We start from the raw sequence: 17,817 nt of genomic DNA on the forward strand, positions 1-17,817 counted from the left end.
ACGCGCAGGTGTAATCACCGCAAGTATGTTCGAAGAAGCCCGCAAGAAGCTCAAGAGCGGCCCTAATAAGGGACAGCCTACCGCAGCGGCAAATGATTACGCATTTCGTCTAGCAGTCGAAAGAATTAGCGGCGAGCCGCTATCCGAGGGCTTCGAAACTTACGCAATGCGTCGAGGCCGAGAACTTGAGCCGATGGCACGATTCGAGCACGAGGCGGCTACAGGTCTGATTGTTGAAGAGGCTGGCCTTGTGCTTAGCGATAACGGGCTATTCGGCGCATCCGCCGATGGCCTGATCGATGACAACGGCGGCGCTGAATACAAATGTTTCATCGACGCCTCTAAGCTGCGATCAATCTGGATAGATAACGACATCGGCGACGTGATCGCTCAGGTGCAAGGCGGCATGTGGATTACCGGTCGCGAATACTGGCATATGGCGCTCTACTGCCCTGCTCTTGAGCCTATCGGTAAGCAGTTATGGTGGCGAGAGTTTAAGCGTGACGACGAATATATCGAGCAGCTAGAGCGAGACATGAATGAGTTTGCCAAGCTGGTCGATCATTACGAAAACATTTTACGGAATAAGGCCGCCTAAGTGGCCTTTCTTTTGGAGGAAACATGGCTCGCGGTGTGAATAAAGTCATCTTGATCGGCAATGTTGGCCAAGACCCCGAAGTGCGCTTTATGCCTTCGGGCAATCCGGTGTGCAACCTGCGAATAGCTACATCGGAAAGTTGGACAGATAAACAATCAGGCCAGCGGCAAGAAAAAACGGAATGGCACTCGATTGTGATGTTCAACAAGCTAGCGGAAATAGCGCAGCAGTACGTTAAGAAGGGGTCGCGCCTGTACATTGAGGGTAGGCTGCAAACGCGTCAATGGCAGGCGCAAGACGGCCAGAACCGATACTCGACCGAAATCGTTGCCAACGATATTCAGATGCTGGACACGCCGAACCGAGGACAGCAGGGGTATCAGCCAACACCGCAAGATGCGCATCGACAGCAGCAACAGGCATCGCAGGGTTACCAAATGGGGTACCGGCCGGGCGGCGCTGGCGACACTGATGTTAATCAGCACAAACGCCAGCAGTATCAGCAGCAGGCACCCAACAACTCAAACGGCCCCGGTTCGTTTGACGATTTTTCAGACGAAATCCCCTTTTAAACCAATTCGTTACGAATAATGCGGATATTGATTATCTGGAATGATCGATATCCAGTTCTGAAATTTAGGTCGCCGTGAGCGGCCTTTTTTGTGCCTTGCTCTCAGGCATCGCACTCAAGGAGCTACTTATGGCTAAAGAGATAAACCCAACGGCATTCATTGAGCTTATTCGCGACCTGCGGCGCGGCGAAACTCTGGAAGAGCTGAGCGAGGAGCTGGCCGATGTTCAGCAACGCTGCAAAGACACCGGCAAGGTAGGAACCATCACCCTGCAGATCAAGATTCGTCCCGAGAGAGGGGCGGACGGAATGTTCGGCATCACTGATGACATCAAGGTCAAGAAACCGCAGTTTGATCGCGCGGCGACGATTTTCTACGAACACGCCGACATGCAGCTACGGCGCGAAGACCCTCGGCAAGTCAAGATGGATTTGCGCGAGGCACCAAAACCCGAGCCTCAAGAAATACGCGAAGCTCCTCAATCCACTCGCAACGTGCGGACGGTTAAATAATGACTGAGTATAAAGATGTGCTGGAATCAACGCTGGCAGGTCGCCATGTGGACACTAATCAAGATGCATTGTTGGTGCCCGACGGCTTTCATATTGAGGATTTGGAGGGCTACGGCTCAGGGCCTCGTCGCATATCTAGCGCTATCGACCTAATTGAGGTCGGTTCATTTATTCAATACGTGAATGACTACCGCGCAACCAATAACGGCACGAAAACCATCATCAAGGCAGACGTGAAAACTCAGCAATTTACGGCAATCCTTGATTATCATCGCGACGCTGATAAGGCGGGGTGGTGCAAACACCGAGCCGTCTACAACTGCCCACAGTCTCGGCAGTGGCAGCAGTGGAGCGGGAAGAACTGCAGCAAGATGAACCAAGCTACCTTTGCCGAGTTCATCGAGAATAACCAACTCGATATTGATCGTCACAATGATGAAGGTCCGACTGCAGCAGACATGCTCGAAGTTTCTCGAAACCTGTCATCAACGCAAAAGGTCGAGTTCAAATCGAGCATAAATCTAGCCAACGGTGACGTTGAATTCCAATATCAGCAAAACAGCGAAGGCGTATCGGGTTCTGCAAAGGGCACTATCGGAGTGCCGAAGGAGTTTTGGGTCATCATCCCGGTTTATGAGGGCGATGCCGCATATCCCATCAAGGCGCGCCTGAGATACCGCATCTGCGATGGCGTGTTGGCGCTATGGTATGAGCTGGTAGAGCCAGAGAAGATTCTGGAAGATGCGTTCCGGCACATGCTCGAACAGATCGATGAGAATGTCGACGATTCCGTTTCCATCTATCGCGCACGGGCGTAAGTAACAACGCCTGGGCCGAGCCCCGGTTATTTTTATTAGGAACAGTAATGAGCGACAGGACAAGACGCCACAGATTCATGTTGGCGCTGCCACGTTGGCCGGCGCGTGAATGCTGGCATTCGATCGGCGGGTTTTTGTGGCATTTCAAAAATGACCGGGCGATCAGCGGCAATGTGATCGTTACACGCGTCGAGTGGCAGAAAGAGCATTTTAAGGAGCGCGACAGGGATCGCGACCTAGAACTGGCGTAGGCCAGACTCACCCAATCAACACCTGCCGGCCGATGCCGGTTTTTTTGTGCCTGTAGGAGGGCATTATGTCGAATCTGGCGCTCAATCTCGGGCACGAACTGGTGGTTGTTAATTTCGCAGGCGCGGGCGGTGCAGATGAGGGAATTCGCCAGGCGCTTGGTCGCGATATTGATCTAGCGATCAATCACGATCCGGTCGCCATCGCGGTTCACAAGCAAAATCATCCCAACACCGAGCATGCGGTTGCTGATGTTTGGGACATCGACCCTGAACAGGCAACGAATGGTCAGCCTGTTGGGCTGGCATGGTTTTCGCCTGATTGCAGGCACCACAGCAAAGCCAAAGGCGGGCGGCCGGTTAGCAAATCAGTGCGCGGGCTGGCATGGGTGGCAGCTCGTTGGGCAGCGCGGGTTAAACCACGCGTAATTATGCTCGAAAACGTCGAGGAGTTCCGCGACTGGGGGCCGCTCATGAAAGATGCTCAGGGGCGGTGCGTCCCTGACCCAGTGCGCAAGGGGCAAACCTACCGGGCATTTATCCGAGTCCTGAAACGCAATGGCTATACAGTAGAGGATCGCATACTGCGGGCATGCGACTACGGCGCGCCAACAATTCGCAAGCGGCTATTCCTGATTGCCCGCCGCGACGGACTGCCGATCAAGTGGCCGGAGCCGACGCACGGCGAGGGAAGGCTGCCGTACCGGCCCGCATCTGATTGCATCGACTGGTCGATACCAGCTACCAGTATTTTCGAGCGCAAGAAGCCGCTGGCCGAGAATACGTTAAGGCGGATTGCAGCAGGAGTAATGCGCTACGTGGTCAAAAGTGGCCAGCCATTTATCGTCAAATGCAATCACACCGCCCGCGCGGGTTATTACAACGCATTCCGTGGGCAGTCGATCGACGATCCATTGCAGACTGTTACGCAATCGCCTGGGTTTGCACTGGTCTCTGCATTCCTCGCGAAACACTACACGGGTGTCGTTGGCGCTAGTTTGGATGCTCCAGCACCAACGATGACAACGGTCGATCATAACGCGCTGGTTTCCTGCCACATGCTCAACATGAAGGGCACGTCGAGGAGCGCTAGGGATATGCGCGACCCCGTTACGACTGTGTGCGCCGGTGGCACCCACGCATCACTAGTGTCTGCACTGTTAGCACCCTATTACGGCAGCGGTTCTGGAGAAACCGGTAGAGACATCACTAAGCCCGCGCCAACGGTCACGACGAAGGACCGGCTGCAGCTGGTCACCGTGAAAATTGATGGCGAGACGTACGTCATCACGGATATAGGCATGCGCATGCTGCAGCCACATGAACTCGCCGCCGCACAGGGATTTCCCGAAAGCTATTCGTTCGATCGCATCGGCGATCGCCCGCTGTCAAAAGCGCACCAAGTGCGGCTGATCGGCAACAGCGTGTGCCCGCCACTGGCCAAAGCGCTGGTAGAGGCCAATTTCGGGCATGAGCACCAATTTATGGAGGTATTGGCAGCATGACATGGCACGATAAATACGAAGGCATCGCGGCATCTCATTTCACGCCACCTTACCTAATTGCTAATTGCCGCAGGCTTTCATCGCAACGCTGCAATAACGACCCGAATTGGGTTTTCGCAATGAAGCTTTTTGGGGTTGGCAGCAATACTGCTTTTGAGATATGTCGCGATTGGTGGATAGATCCTGATAGCACCAAGGTGCAAACGGCGGAATGTCGGAAAGAATGATTGACCCCCTATCACCCGACACCCAGCTAGACCAACCCATCAACAATTAGAATTTGGGAATTCTTTGGAGAAACGTCCATATGGATAAATTACTGCCATGCCCTTTTTGCAATGGTAAAGCCCGTATTGTTGAGCTGACATCACCTGACAGCGGATCATATATAGAATGCCAGAGTTGCCATTGCTGTACTCGGATACATTATGACCGTAAAGAAAACCTAGTTGACTCATGGAATCATCGGGCGTGATGCAGCACCAACCCAAGGGCAGCATGTGCCTAGGTTGAAGACAGCTAGTAGCTGAACCTGTAAGTAATCGTTACATGTTGCCGCCCGCGAGGCGGTTTATTTTTGGGAGAAAGGAAAATGATTGACGTAGATCGAATTAACGAGATGTCCGTTAGGCAGCGTTCCGCATATTTGCGACAGGTCGAGCACCTATTGACGCTGAACGAGGAGCTGGCTAAGGCGGCAGGCGCTATTGGTGAAGCTCAAGGGCGGGTAAACGAAGCAAAAGAGCATCTCGAATACATCGAAACGGCGTGGGAGGAATGATGAATAACGGAATCGAGGCAATCGCGGCGGAGCGTAGGCGGCAGATTGAGGTGCACGGCTATGATGCCGAGCACGACGCTAAATCCGATTCGTTCGCGATTTACGAGGCATCCATGAGCTACATGTTCGCGGCGTGGGCACTGCTAACGGGCAAGGGCTGCGCAGTAGACGCGCCACCATCGTGGCCGTGGGATGAACATCATTGGAAACCGAGCGAAGACCCACGCCGAAATCTCGAAAAAGCTGGGGCATTGATTGCGGCGGCCATCGACCGGCTAGACGCTGAGGAATGACGGCCGGTAGGAATAGGCACTCTCGCTATCGCGCGCGGAAAGAGCAGCGCAAGCGTAAGCGAATAGAGAAGCACAAGCGCAGAGAACGACTGAAGAAACGCAAGCAATAGCCGCCTAGTGCGGCTTTTTTAATGTCGGGAGAAATGACAGTGCCGCTCATGACAACAGATGAAGTGGCGGCTGAACTGCGTGTATCTAATGACTGGGTATACGCCAACCGCCATCTGATCGGGTTTATCCAAGTAACGCCGCGCCGCATCTCTTTTGATCGTGATGATGTTGAGCGCTATATTTCCAAGCGCAGGCGCGGCCCTCAACAGGAGGGCTCTAAATGGGAGTCACAGTCGCATACCGAAGCGATCGCAAGAAATGGGTCGTCAGGGAAACGCATAACGGCAAGCGATATTTCAAATCGTTTGGCGGAGATCGAGAAGGAGAGCGGCAAGCGCGGGAGTACGCGGCGAAGCGCGTAGCAGAATACAACGATGCCCGTTTCAATGGCGAGGTAATGGGCCGCAAAGAGAAGCGGTCATTCCTCGATGGCGTGGCGCGCTGGATTGATGAATACGACGTCACCAGCCAGATAAAGCATATCCGGGTCGTCATTCAGTATTTTGGCGATTCGGTGATGCTAGACCAGGGTGCTGTGGACAAAGCGCGGGAAATGGCCCGCGACATGCGCGCTCAAGGACTGGCAGAGTCAACCATCAACAACCGTCTTCAGGTCGTTAAGCGTGTTCTCAGCTTGGCCTACATAGAATGGGAATGGCTGGATAAACCGTTGGACGGGAAAATCAGGAAACGCAGCCCAAAAAACGAGCGTCATGTTTATCTGACAGTGCCAGAGATAGGTAAATTGCTGGAATGTTTCGATGAATACTATGCAGTAGAGAGAACGATCACGGGGCTAGCCGCTATCACTGGCCTGCGCCAAGGCGAACTGCTGAAGCTTGAAAAAAGCAACATTTCGCCAAGGCGAATCGTTCTACGGCCAGACCAAACGAAAAACGGGAGAATGCGGGCTATACCCGTCCCCGATGATGCAATGCCCTGGCTGATGGAACTGCCATTCCAGACAACACGGGATAAATTGCGGTGGGGATTTGATAAGGCAAGAGAGAAGGCGGGTATGCCACACATCCACTTTCACGATTTGCGACATTCGTATGCATCAATGCTAGCACAATCGGGGGAGAGCTTGACGACTGTAAGGGACATTCTAGGCCATTCCAGTCTGTCAGTAACGAGCAGGTATACGCATCTGTTTGATGAGAGATTGGACGCTGTTCAGAAAGCTCTGCCAAGCCTGTTCAGCAACCAAACAGCAACCAGTGTAAAATAGAGAAAAGTGCAATCGGGCTGTAGCCCTTGGTACCAGCGGTCGGACTCGAACCGACACGGTGTCGCCACCGGGGGATTTTGAATCCCCTGCGTCTACCAATTTCGCCACGCTGGCTCGCTTGAGAGCGGCTGCCATTATACGGTGGATCCTTTGTACGTCAATGACTTCCTGCCATGAATTGTCTATCATAGCGCCCCCACAGGATACGCTGCTGTTTGACGGCAGTGTATCGCGCTAGCCGCGCTGCTCAGGCGGTTAATTTTCCCGATATCAGTACAGCCATGCATCTTTCAGATTTTCATTTCGAGCTGCCTTCACGGCTAATCGCCAATTATCCATCGGAGTCGCGCAGCGACTGCCGGCTGCTCTGCCTGAATGGTGATACAGGCAGCGTTAAGCACCAGCGTTTCGCCGAGTTGCTCGATAAGCTCGAAGAAGGCGATGTGATGGTGTTCAACGATACTCGCGTAGTGCCAGCACGCCTGTTTGGCCAAAAAGCCAGCGGTGGGCGCGTTGAAATGCTGCTCGAGCGGCCGCTGGATGAGCATCGGGCGCTGGTGCATCTGCGCTCAAGTAAAGCGCCCAAGGCAGGCACCGAGCTGATCTTCGAAGGCGATATTCATGCTGAAGTCGAAGGCCGCGATGATGCGCTGTTCATTTTGCGCTTCGCCGGTGATACGCCGCTGTTCGATCTGTTAGAAGCTCACGGCCATATGCCGCTTCCTCCTTATATTGAGCGCGCTGACGAAGACGACGACCGCGAGCGCTATCAAACAGTGTACGCACGCCATAAGGGCGCAGTGGCAGCACCAACCGCAGGGCTTCACTTCGATGACGAACTGATGGCGCGTATTCGTGATAAAGGCGTGCATATCAGCTTTGTTACGCTGCACGTGGGCGCTGGCACCTTCCAGCCAGTGCGAGTTGATAACGTCGAAGAGCACAAGATGCACAAGGAGTGGCTCGAAGTAGGCGAACACTGCTGCGCCACCATCAAGGCGGCTCAGGCGCGTGGCAACAAGATTGTCGCGGTGGGTACTACCAGCGTGCGCTGTCTTGAAACCGCAGCGCGTAGCGGCGAGATAGCGCCCTACCAAGGCGATACCGAGATTTTTATTCGCCCCGGCTACCAGTGGCAGTGCGTCGATGCATTGGTCACCAACTTCCATTTACCGGAATCTACGCTGCTCATGCTGGTGTGCTCATTTGCGGGCTTCGATAACACCATTGCGGCCTATCAGCAGGCCGTCGAGCACGAATACGCCTTCTTTAGCTACGGCGATGCCATGTATCTCGAGCGCCGTCACCTTCCCGATCCCTGGCTTGAGTGCAGCCACACCGCCGCCCCTATTTCCGAATGATTGAGCCCACCATGCGAGACGAATGTTTCATGCGCTTCGAGCGCACTCACAGCGATGGTCGTGCGCGCCGCGGCCGCCTCGAATTTCCTCGCGGCCATGTCGAAACGCCCGCCTTCATGCCGGTAGGCACCTACGGCACCGTTAAAGGCATGACGCCGCGCGACCTAAAGGATATTGGCGCTGAGATTATTCTCGGCAACACCTTCCACCTGTGGCTGCGTCCCGGCACCGATGTCATCGAAGCACACGGCGACCTTCACGATTTTGCCCAGTGGGATCGCCCCATTTTGACGGATTCAGGCGGTTTTCAGGTGTTCTCTCTTGGTGAGATGCGCAAGATTACCGAGGAAGGCGTCCATTTCAGATCGCCCATCGATGGCTCGAAAATCTTCATGGGGCCGGAAGAATCGATGGCCGTGCAGCGCTCGCTCGGCTCGGACATTGTGATGATCTTCGACGAGTGCACGCCCTACCCCGCCACCCATGAGCAGGCCGAACAATCGATGGAGCTGTCGCTGCGCTGGGCCAAACGCTCGAAAGCGGCGCACGGCGACTCGCCTTCAGCGCTGTTTGGGATTATTCAGGGCGGCATGTACCGCGACCTGCGCGAACGCTCGCTGGCAGGTCTGAGCGAGATCGGCTTCGACGGGCTGGCGATTGGCGGGCTGTCGGTAGGAGAGCCCAAGGAAGAGATGTTCAAGGTGCTCGACTACCTGCCCGATCTGATGCCCGCCGACAAGCCGCGCTACCTGATGGGCGTGGGCAAGCCGGAAGATCTGGTCGAGGGCGTGCGGCGCGGCGTCGATATGTTCGATTGCGTGATGCCTACGCGTAACGCGCGCAACGGCCATTTGTTTACCATGGATGGAGTGGTACGCATCCGCAACGCCTCGCATCGCTTCTCAACTGCACCGCTGGAAGAAGAATGCGATTGCTATACCTGCCGCAATTTTAGCCGTGGCTATTTGCACCATTTGGACCGCTGTGGGGAAATGCTGGGCGCGGAGCTGAATACCATTCATAATCTGCGCCACTACCAGCGCCTGATGAGCGGTTTGCGGAGCGCCATCGAAGCGGGTAAATTGAGCGCTTTCGTGGATACCTTTTACGCGCGGCGCGGCCAATCTACGCCGGCGCTGAGCAATCCTGAGCGCAGTTGATTCAGGGCTATAGTGAGCTTTCACGCACACATGTAAAAACGTCGGGCGCCGCTCTTATACGGCGCGGCAGCCTAACCGACGATAACGGTCACGACCCTTACCTCCAAAGGAAACACAATGCTCGACTTCTTCGTCTCACACGCACAGGCTCAGGCCGCAGGCGGCGGCGCAGCGGCCACCGGTGGCTCTACAGCAACCATTATCATGCTGGTTGCCTTCGTGCTGATTTTTTATTTTCTGCTGTGGCGCCCGCAGGCGAAACGCGCCAAAGCACAGCGCCAAATGCTGTCGCAGTTGAACAAAGGCGATGAAGTCGTTATTGGCGGCGGCATTGCGGGTCGTATCGTCAAGGTAGGCGACGAGTTTCTTACCCTTCAGATCAGCGAAGGCACTGACATCGTGGTCCAGAAAGGCGCCGTGTCCTCCGTACTGCCTAAAAACACTCTGAAATCAATCTAAGGGCGGGCATCACACCTTATCCAAGGTACGGCGCGACTTACCATGCACCGCTCTCGCGGCATGCTGCAAGCGCGCCGGTTTGATAACCGCCTCTCAGCAACCAGGACCTCGCCTCGATGCTGAATCGTTACCCCCTATGGAAGTATCTGCTGATACTGGTCATTGTCGTGGTCGGCGTATTCTACGCGCTGCCCAACCTCTACCCCGAGCAGCCTGCTGTCCAAATCATTCGTGATCGCGGCGCAGCTGTCGGTCAGGCCGACCTTGACCGTGCCACAGCAGCGCTGAAAGACGCCGGGTTGTCTGCCGCCAGCAGCAATATCGAAGAAAGCGGCACCGGCATTGTTCGTCTCGACAATATCAATCAGCAGCTCAAGGCTCGCGACGTGATCGCTGGCGCGCTTGGCGATGGCTATACCACCGCGCTTAACCTTGCCGACAACACGCCCGACTGGCTGCGCGCAATTGGCGCTGCGCCACTCAAGCTGGGGCTTGATCTGCGCGGCGGTGTGCACTTCCTGCTTGAGGTCGATATGAACGGCGCTGTTGAGCAGCGACTGGGCAGTACCTCCAGCGCGATTCGCCAAACGCTGCGCGACGAGCACATCCGCTATCGCGACAACAGTGTCGACGGCAATCAGATTAGCTTCACCTTTGCCGGCGGCGAAGATCGCCAGCGCGCCATGCAGCTCATCCAATCGCAGTTCCAGGGCTACGATCTGAGCACCGAGGACCGCGGTCGCGCCGCCATCTTGCACATGAGCATGACCGACACCGCGGTGCGCGAGCTTGAGGACTATGCGGTTAACCAGAACCTGACGACCCTGCGTAATCGTGTTAACGAGCTTGGTGTTTCCGAGCCGCTGGTACAGCGCCAAGGCGCCAATCGCATCGTGGTCGAGCTACCGGGCGTACAGGACACCGCAGCAGCCAAGCGCATCGTTGGTGCCACTGCCAACCTCGAATTCCGCCTCGAAGCGTCACCCAGCACTTCGGCAGAAGATCAGGAAGCCATTGCCTTCCGCAATGATCCTGAGCGCAAAGCCGCCGTAATGCGTGATGTCATCATTACCGGTGATCGCGTTTCCAACGCTAGCCGCTCGTTCGATGAAAACGGTCGGCCGCAGGTGAACATCAATCTGGATGGCACCGGTGGTTCACTGATGAACCGCGCCACGCGCACCAACATTGGTCGTGCCATGGCGGTTGTTTTCATTGAGCACAAGGCCGATCCGCCCAAACCCGGCGAGCCTGAAGACGCCCCGCGTCGCACCCACACCGAGCGCGGCATCATCAGTCTGGCGACCGTTCAGTCAGCACTCGGCAACCAGTTCCGCATTACCGGCCTGAGTTCGCCCAACGAAGCGCAGGAGCTCTCACTGCTGCTGAGATCCGGCTCGCTGGCGGCGCCCATCTACTTCGCTGAAGAACGTACCATCGGCCCAAGCCTTGGACAGTCCAACATCGACGCTGGTGTAACTTCCGTACTGGTGGCATTGGTGCTGCTGATCGTCTTCATGCTGCTGCGTTACCGCGCCTTCGGCATTGTGGCGACGATAGGTCTGTTCGTTAACCTGGTGCTCATGCTGTCGATCATGTCGCTGATGGGCGCCACCATGACGCTGCCGGGTATCGCCGGTATCGTGCTGACGCTGGCCATGGCCGTCGATGGTAACGTGCTGATATTCGAGCGTATTCGAGAAGAGCTGCGTACCGGCATGAGCATTCAGCAGGCGGTGCATGCAGGCTACGATCGCGCCTTCACGTCGATCATTGACTCCCAGCTCACTACCCTGCTGGTCGGCGTTATTCTGTTCTCGATCGGCACCGGCCCGGTACAGGGCTTCGCCGTCACGCTCTCGATCGGGATCGTGACCTCGATCTTCACCGCCGTGAACGTTAGCCGCGCCTTGACCAATCTGGCGATTGGCAAACGCTCGCTGAAGAAACTTTGGATCTGAGGACAACGCGATGAAACTGATTAACTTCATGGGCATGCGCCGCATCGCCTATGTCATCTCGATAGTGCTAGCCGTCATTTCCATTGGTTCGTTGGCCTACAAGCACCTGAACCTTGGCCTCGACTTCACTGGTGGTACGCAGGTCGAAATTCACTACGATACCGCGCCCGACGTTGATAGCGTGCGGCAAACGCTGGACGACGCAGGCTACAAGAACGTGTCGGTGCAAACCTTCGGCGATCAAAGCGAACTGCTGGTCAGGCTGCAAAACAACTTCACCAAGAATCTCGGTGAAACCATTGTTCAGCAGCTTTCAGGGCACGGTGAAAACCCCAATCTGGTGCGTTCCGACTTCGTCGGTGCTCAGGTGGGCGACCAACTGCGCGATCAGGGCGGGCTTGGCCTGCTGCTGGCCGTGGTGGGTATCGTGATCTATCTGGCGATCCGCTTTCAGTTCAAGTTTGCGGTAGGCGCAGTAGTAGCGCTGCTGCACGACGTACTGATTGTATTGGGCATCTTCTCGCTGTTTGGTCTCGAGTTTAACCTTACCGTGATGGCCGCCATTCTCGCGGTGCTGGGGTACTCGCTCAACGACACCATCGTGGTCTACGACCGTATCCGCGAGAACATCCAGAAGTCGCGCAGCAATGACATCATTCGCCTGTGCAACGATGCCATCAACCAAACGCTGGCACGTACCATCGCCACCTCAGGCACCACCGTCATCGTACTGGTGGCGCTGCTGCTGATGGGCGGCGATATGCTGCACAACTTCTCCATCGCACTGCTGCTGGGGATTGTGCTGGGTACCTTCTCCTCGATTTACGTCGCAGCGGCGCTGCTGGTGCTGCTAAACCTCAAGCGCAGCGACCTGATTTCAGGAAGACGCCAAGCGCTGGACGACGGCATGCCCTAAGCTGCATCAATGGCAATACCCCGCCCCGAGTGATCACTGATCGCTCGGGGTTTTTTATGCGTGCTCGACACACGTCTCACTGCGGCTGCGAGCAGCTTCGCACTGCCAGAGAACGGAGTCCCTCACGCCAGCCCGCACAGCGCTACCGAGAAAACCAACCTTCGCTGCCGGCACCTACTGCCTATCATTCAGCCCGCAACGCTATCCCACCCTGAGCGACCGCCATAAAAAAGCCGCCTCCCGAAGGAAGCGGCTTTGATCACCGAGGGTACTGCCTAGCCGCGTAGCGCGGGGCCCACCAGCTGTGCCAGCGGTCGGAAAAGACGCTGACCGCAGGCCATCACGACTTGCTCTGGCGCTACCTGCGGTGAGCCGTCGGGCTGGCTCATCAGGGCACCGCTCTCTTTCAGCAGCAGTGACGCGACCTGCAGGTCGTGGGAGTCGAGCCCCAGCGCGAAGGCGGAATCAACCTGACCGATGGCCAGCTCAGCAACGTCGAGCAGCGCGCAGCCGCTGGCACGCAGCACTTCGACTTCACTGCCTAGCGCAGTTGCCAGTTTGGTGTAGGTATCGAGGTGCTTGGCACGCATCCAGCGCTCGGGCAAACCGAGTGCTACGCGTGAACCAGTGATAGAAGTGATCGACGGCGCACGCACGCGACGCTGGTTGAACTGCACACCACGACCGCGGCTGGCGACGTATTCGTTTTCAGCAAAGGGAGAGATAACCACAACATGCTCTGGCCGTCCCTGATACAAACACATCAGCGACATGGCCCAGGCGGTAGAACCGGCGGCGAGGTTGGAGTATCCATGCAACAGCTCGATACGCCACTCGTAATCCTTGCCATCGCCCTGCCCTTTGCGAGCAGGAATGTAGCGACCCACGATGCCGTGGTTGGGGTAACCGCGGCTGAACTTGCGCGCGATATCCTGCTCACAATAGCGTGCAGTATCTTCAAGCAGATTGTCGATCAAGCGATCCTGACGCGCGATATCGATTTTATCGCGAATTCGAAAGAAGTTTTCCTGCGCATTGCGCAGCGCACGGAGTGCGAATTCAACCATCGGTTGCATAGCATTTCCATCCACAAAAGAGGCGTGTTGGCACGCTGAAATGGATCAGCGCACACCACCGGCCAGCCTGTTAAAGAGCAAGCGCTGCGCCCGATGACGGTTGGCATTCAACAACCACAGGGAAACGCAGCGGCAACAACGAATTAGCAATGCGGCAGTCAAGCGCCCTGATGAGCGTGCCGCGAGGGAGCGAGAGTATAGCAGCCCAATGCCCCGCACACCATCGCCCGAGTGGGCGTTCATGGTAACCTACCGCCTTTGACCACGGCGTACAGGCCCTCATTGCCTCGCCGCTAACTGCGCAATACCGGAGGCGCTACTCGTGTTACCCCCTGCTGACAACGACTCTTCCTGGCTTTCACGCATCAGTATCGTACTGGTAGGCACCAGCCACCCAGGCAATGTGGGCGGCGCGGTGCGCGCCATGAAAACCATGGGCCTTAGCCAGCTAGTGTTGGTGGCACCGCGCTGCGATCCCTATACCTCAGAAGCGGTGGCGCGCGCCTCGGGAGCTGATGAGCTTATTCAGGCTGCGCAGCGCTTCGGCTCTCTGGAAGAGGCCTTGACCACCTGCAGTTGGGTAGTGGGATGCAGCGCGCGTACTCGCACCATGCCGTGGCCAATGATTACGCCACGGCGTTTTTCACTACAGTTGGAAGAAGAAGTGGCGCGGGGAGCACACGACAGCAGCATCGCGATCGTGTTTGGGCGCGAGGACAGCGGCCTGACCAACGACGAACTGGCGCGCTGCAATACCCACGTTCACATTCCCACGTCCGACAGCTTCGGCTCACTAAACCTTGCCGCTGCGGTGCAACTGATGGCCTACGAATCGCGCCAGGCTTGGCTTGAAGCATCCGGCGACAGCGAGGCCACCGCGCTTAGCGATCGCCAGAATGAAGACGCGGCCTTGCAGCAATCGATGCAAAACGTTGAGTGGGACAACCCTTTAGCATCACATGCTGATGTCGAGCGTCTGCTGGAACACTTTGAGCGCACCTTGATCGCAACAGGATTTCACGATCCCGAGCACCCTCGTCAGTTGATGGCGCGTTTACGTCGTTTATTGCTTAGAGCTCGCCTCGACAGCATGGAAACCAATATCCTGCGCGGTATCCTCTCCAGCGTAGACAAACTGACTCCCCCCTCCAAAAGTTGACTGTTTTTGTCAGAAATGGCGATAATAGGCCACGGTAACCGTGTCGCGCGCCACTTGCGTGCGACATTCCGAGTACCAGCCGCGCGAGCCCCCGCTACATTTTCATAGCCGTGAGCGTCCGCCACGAAGGCAGCCTGTTCAGCAACAGAGTGCACCAACGCGTCCTTCAATACCACCCAGGCATCTTCGCGCCCCTCACCACGTCAGGCGATCCCATGGATGCGCCAATCCAGCGCGGCATAGCGTCACCCTTTCGCTGTCGATCCCAATTTGATCTACGTTGAAAAAGTAATGATATTCCAATAACCGCTCCCATCGGACGATACCTATGCGCCTCACTACCAAAGGCAGATACGCCGTGACTGCGATGCTTGACCTCGCCATCAATGCCGAAGATGGCCCTGTGAGCCTCGCTGAAATATCAAAACGTCAGGAAATCTCACTCTCTTATCTCGAGCAGCTATTCGCTCGACTGCGCCGCAACGATCTGGTGAGCAGCGTCAGAGGGCCTGGCGGCGGCTATCGCCTACAAGGCGATGCTGGCGAGATTACCATTGCCAAAATCATCGACTCGGTAAGCGAATCGATTGATGTAACGCGCTGCGAAGGGCGAGGAGATTGCCAGCACGGCAACACCTGCCTAACGCATCATTTATGGTGCGACCTATCGGACGCGCTCTATAGCTTTCTTGATAACATCACCATCAAGGACTTGCTCAATCGCAGGGATATTCAGGAAGTAGCGGCACGCCAGCGCGGTAGCATGTTGAACGACAGCCTGATCTTTTCCAGCGAAGGAGCGTAAACTCTCTTCTACCCAACCTTTATCGCAGTGGATTTCTCATGGCACTTTCCGCAACGCCCATTTATATGGACTATGCCGCCACCACTCCCGTCGATCCGCGAGTGGCACAGGAGATGGCGCGCTATCTAGGGCTTGATGGCACCTTCGCCAATCCCGCCTCGCGTAGTCATATGCTGGGCTGGCTGGCCGAGCAAGCGGTAGAAGGCGCACGCCGCCAGGTAGCCGACCTGATCCATGCCGATCCACGCGAAATTGTTTGGACATCGGGCGCAACTGAGGCAGACAACCTGGCCCTAATCGGTTTCATGCGTGCCAATCGGGCGCGTGGCCGCCACTTGATTACCTCAAGCATCGAGCACAAGGCGATTCTCGATACTGCCGCCAGCCTTGAGCAGGAAGGTTTCGACGTCACTCTGCTAGCGCCGGACAGCAATGGCCGTATCACCCCCGAACAGCTGCGCGATGCGCTTCGCCCCGACACCATATTGGTGTCATTAATGGCGGTGAACAACGAGATTGGCAGCCGCAACGACATCGATGCTCTAGGCAACATTGCGCATCAGCACGGCGCCGCCTTTCACGTTGATGCAGCCCAGGCGGCCGGCAAGATTCCGCTCGACGTTGGCACTCAGCCGATCGACATGCTGTCGCTGTCAGCACACAAGGTATATGGCCCCAAGGGCATTGGCGCGCTTTACGTGCGCCGCGACACCCAAATTACCCCGCTCATTCACGGCGGCGGGCACGAGCGCGGCATGCGCTCAGGCACCCTGCCCACGCATCAGATTGTCGGCATGGGCACCGCTTTTACGCTCGCCTCGGCTGAGCAGGAGCAGGATAATCAGCGAATCGCCCGACTGCGTGCGCGCTTGGTGGCAAGACTTGAGCAACTGCCCGGGGCTCACTTCACCATTGAAGAAGGCAAAGGCGTCGCCAACATTCTCAGCGTGGGATTCGATGACGTTGACGGCCAGACACTGTTGATGGAAATGCGCTCGCTGGCAACGGCTACCGGCTCTGCCTGCAACTCTGCCGACGTAGCGCCCTCTTACGTACTTGGCGCACTAGGCGTTCCGACGCGCCGCGCACTGGCGACGCTACGCCTGAGCCTTGGCAGGTTCTCCACCGAACAGGACGTCGATGGCGCTGCTGACGTTATTACCGCGACCCTGGCACGCTTGCGCTCGACTCAAGCGCCAGCCTAGCCAGACCATTTACTACACTTATTGCTTTACCGGCAGGGAGTTTTCCAATGGCCCATATCAGTATCAGCGAGGCCGCCGCCCAACAGATCCAACACGTGCTCGCAGAACGCGGCAGCGGCGTTGGTTTGCGCGTGGGCATTAAGCCGAGCGGCTGCTCAGGCTATGCCTATGTGCTTGATTTTGCGGATGAGGTTGGCGCTGACGACCATCAGTTCGAGCAGTACGGTGCAACCGTGGTCATCGATAGCGAGGCACTGGCGGTAATGGACGGCACCGAGGTTGACTACATTAACGAGGGGCTGAACCAGCTATTCAAGTTCAATAACCCCAATGTGAAGGACGAATGCGGCTGCGGCGAGAGCTTCAGCGTTTAGCGCTTGCCATATGCAAGCGGGGGCGCAAGCGATTATACTATTGCGCCTCGAACATTTGATCTTTGCAAAAGCGCGCTACTGAAACAGTAACGTTGGCGCAATAGACTTCCTTTTGTCGCCGGTACAGTGCCGGTGGCGTTCATTTAGCTTAATTGGAGCCAGCATGGCCATCGAACGCACTCTCTCCATCATCAAACCTGACGCCGTTGCCAAAAACGTGGTTGGCGAAATCTACTCTCGCTTCGAAAAGGCCGGCCTGAAAATTGCGGCTGCCAAGTTCGTTCACCTGTCTCGCGCCCAGGCTGAAGGCTTCTACGCTGAGCACAAGGAACGTCCTTTCTTCAACGACCTGGTTGAATTCATGACCTCTGGCCCCGTCATGGTGCAGGTACTGGAAGGCGAAGGTGCGGTACTGAAAAACCGCGATCTGATGGGCGCTACCAACCCTAAAGAAGCCGACGCTGGTACTATCCGCGCTGACTTCGCTAGCTCAATCGACGCCAACGCCGTACACGGCTCTGACGCTGTTGAATCTGCCAAACGTGAAATCAGCTACTTCTTCGCTGAAGTTGACGTTTACGCACGCTAAGCGCCAGCCCAGTGACGCTGCCTGCCACACTGCCGTGGCAGGCGTTCGCGTTTCTACCCTCTCGATAAAAACGTTGCCTACAC

Annotated in this window: 21 protein-coding genes, 1 tRNA gene and 1 pseudogene; 21 read left to right on the forward strand and 2 right to left on the reverse strand. The window is 56.4% G+C overall.

Annotated features, from left to right (window positions below; translation table 11 throughout):
* The 11 genes and pseudogenes from R84865_RS08425 to R84865_RS08475 form a co-directional block, all read left to right on the forward strand.
* A partial coding sequence (locus tag R84865_RS08425; protein ID WP_435639375.1) for a lambda exonuclease family protein occupies positions 1–598 on the forward strand: 598 nt, incomplete at its 5' end.
* Between the two features lie 23 nt (positions 599–621).
* Complete coding sequence (locus R84865_RS08430) at positions 622–1,170, forward strand: single-stranded DNA-binding protein (protein ID WP_435639376.1); 549 nt, start codon at positions 622–624, stop codon at positions 1,168–1,170.
* A gap of 128 nt (positions 1,171–1,298) precedes the next feature.
* Complete coding sequence (locus tag R84865_RS08435; RefSeq protein ID WP_435639377.1) at positions 1,299–1,682, forward strand: YfdP family phage-associated protein; 384 nt, start codon at positions 1,299–1,301, stop codon at positions 1,680–1,682.
* The gene (locus R84865_RS08440) at positions 1,682–2,500 is read left to right on the forward strand and encodes a DUF2303 family protein (RefSeq protein ID WP_435639378.1); all 819 of its coding nucleotides are present in this window, start codon (positions 1,682–1,684) and stop codon (positions 2,498–2,500) included. The genes R84865_RS08435 and R84865_RS08440 overlap by 1 nt, the downstream gene beginning before the upstream one ends.
* Before the next feature lie 47 nt (positions 2,501–2,547).
* Positions 2,548–2,751, forward strand: coding sequence for a hypothetical protein (locus R84865_RS08445; RefSeq protein ID WP_435639379.1), 204 nt, complete (start codon positions 2,548–2,550; stop codon positions 2,749–2,751).
* 65 nt (positions 2,752–2,816) lie between these two features.
* A complete protein-coding gene (locus R84865_RS08450; RefSeq protein WP_435639380.1) occupies positions 2,817–4,253 on the forward strand; it encodes a DNA cytosine methyltransferase in 1,437 nt (478 codons plus the stop codon).
* Positions 4,254–4,560: 307 nt separating this feature from the next.
* Positions 4,561–4,728 (forward strand): Lar family restriction alleviation protein, encoded by a 168-nt coding sequence (locus tag R84865_RS08455; RefSeq protein WP_435639381.1) that lies wholly within the window; start codon positions 4,561–4,563, stop codon positions 4,726–4,728.
* A 117-nt stretch (positions 4,729–4,845) separates the two neighbouring features.
* Positions 4,846–5,034 (forward strand): hypothetical protein, encoded by a 189-nt coding sequence (locus R84865_RS08460; protein WP_435639382.1) that lies wholly within the window; start codon positions 4,846–4,848, stop codon positions 5,032–5,034.
* Positions 5,034–5,327: a hypothetical protein gene (locus tag R84865_RS08465; RefSeq protein WP_435639383.1), complete on the forward strand. Its 294-nt coding sequence runs from the start codon at positions 5,034–5,036 to the stop codon at positions 5,325–5,327. The genes R84865_RS08460 and R84865_RS08465 overlap by 1 nt, the downstream gene beginning before the upstream one ends.
* Positions 5,328–5,485: 158 nt before the next feature.
* Positions 5,486–5,620, forward strand: a pseudogene (locus R84865_RS08470) (hypothetical protein); the annotation flags it as partial.
* Positions 5,621–5,658: 38 nt separating this feature from the next.
* Positions 5,659–6,669 carry a tyrosine-type recombinase/integrase gene (locus R84865_RS08475; RefSeq protein WP_435639384.1) on the forward strand — a complete coding sequence of 337 codons (1,011 nt, stop codon included), beginning with the start codon at positions 5,659–5,661 and terminating at the stop codon, positions 6,667–6,669.
* A gap of 27 nt (positions 6,670–6,696) precedes the next feature.
* Here R84865_RS08475 and R84865_RS08480 read toward each other — a convergent pair.
* A tRNA-Leu gene (locus R84865_RS08480) sits at positions 6,697–6,783 on the reverse strand.
* Positions 6,784–6,950: 167 nt separating this feature from the next.
* Between R84865_RS08480 and queA the strand changes: the two genes are divergently transcribed.
* The 5 genes from queA (at position 6,951) to secF (ending at position 12,526) form a co-directional block, all read left to right on the forward strand.
* Positions 6,951–8,030, forward strand: coding sequence for a tRNA preQ1(34) S-adenosylmethionine ribosyltransferase-isomerase QueA (gene queA, locus R84865_RS08485; RefSeq protein WP_435639481.1), 1,080 nt, complete (start codon positions 6,951–6,953; stop codon positions 8,028–8,030).
* Between the two features lie 29 nt (positions 8,031–8,059).
* Entirely contained in the window at positions 8,060–9,190 is a 1,131-nt protein-coding gene (gene tgt / locus R84865_RS08490; protein ID WP_435631460.1) for a tRNA guanosine(34) transglycosylase Tgt, read from the forward strand.
* A gap of 117 nt (positions 9,191–9,307) precedes the next feature.
* Positions 9,308–9,649 (forward strand): preprotein translocase subunit YajC, encoded by a 342-nt coding sequence (gene yajC, locus R84865_RS08495; protein ID WP_435631350.1) that lies wholly within the window; start codon positions 9,308–9,310, stop codon positions 9,647–9,649.
* A gap of 116 nt (positions 9,650–9,765) precedes the next feature.
* On the forward strand, positions 9,766–11,610 hold the full coding sequence (gene secD, locus R84865_RS08500; RefSeq protein ID WP_435639385.1) for a protein translocase subunit SecD: 1,845 nt from the start codon (positions 9,766–9,768) through the stop codon (positions 11,608–11,610).
* A gap of 10 nt (positions 11,611–11,620) precedes the next feature.
* Entirely contained in the window at positions 11,621–12,526 is a 906-nt protein-coding gene (gene secF, locus R84865_RS08505; protein ID WP_435631348.1) for a protein translocase subunit SecF, read from the forward strand.
* A 275-nt stretch (positions 12,527–12,801) separates the two neighbouring features.
* Here the strand turns inward: secF and R84865_RS08510 are convergent, their stop codons facing one another.
* Positions 12,802–13,602 (reverse strand): inositol monophosphatase family protein, encoded by an 801-nt coding sequence (locus R84865_RS08510; protein ID WP_435631347.1) that lies wholly within the window; start codon positions 13,600–13,602, stop codon positions 12,802–12,804.
* 322 nt (positions 13,603–13,924) lie between these two features.
* Here R84865_RS08510 and R84865_RS08515 point away from each other — a divergent pair, with 322 nt between their 5' ends.
* The 5 genes from R84865_RS08515 to ndk all read left to right on the forward strand — a co-directional run bounded on the left by R84865_RS08515 (position 13,925) and on the right by ndk (position 17,734).
* On the forward strand, positions 13,925–14,761 hold the full coding sequence (locus R84865_RS08515) for an RNA methyltransferase (RefSeq protein WP_435639386.1): 837 nt from the start codon (positions 13,925–13,927) through the stop codon (positions 14,759–14,761).
* A gap of 328 nt (positions 14,762–15,089) precedes the next feature.
* Positions 15,090–15,566, forward strand: coding sequence for a Fe-S cluster assembly transcriptional regulator IscR (gene iscR / locus R84865_RS08520; RefSeq protein ID WP_435631345.1), 477 nt, complete (start codon positions 15,090–15,092; stop codon positions 15,564–15,566).
* A gap of 38 nt (positions 15,567–15,604) precedes the next feature.
* On the forward strand, positions 15,605–16,771 hold the full coding sequence (locus R84865_RS08525) for a cysteine desulfurase family protein (RefSeq protein WP_435631344.1): 1,167 nt from the start codon (positions 15,605–15,607) through the stop codon (positions 16,769–16,771).
* Positions 16,772–16,818: 47 nt separating this feature from the next.
* Positions 16,819–17,145 carry a HesB/IscA family protein gene (locus R84865_RS08530; RefSeq protein ID WP_435631343.1) on the forward strand — a complete coding sequence of 109 codons (327 nt, stop codon included), beginning with the start codon at positions 16,819–16,821 and terminating at the stop codon, positions 17,143–17,145.
* 163 nt (positions 17,146–17,308) lie between these two features.
* Positions 17,309–17,734, forward strand: coding sequence for a nucleoside-diphosphate kinase (ndk, locus tag R84865_RS08535; RefSeq protein WP_435631342.1), 426 nt, complete (start codon positions 17,309–17,311; stop codon positions 17,732–17,734).
* The last annotated feature ends 83 nt before the right edge of the window (positions 17,735–17,817 follow it).

The sequence above is a fragment of the Carnimonas bestiolae genome, assembly GCF_051251145.1.
In the GTDB taxonomy this organism is placed as follows: domain Bacteria; phylum Pseudomonadota; class Gammaproteobacteria; order Pseudomonadales; family Halomonadaceae; genus Carnimonas; species Carnimonas bestiolae.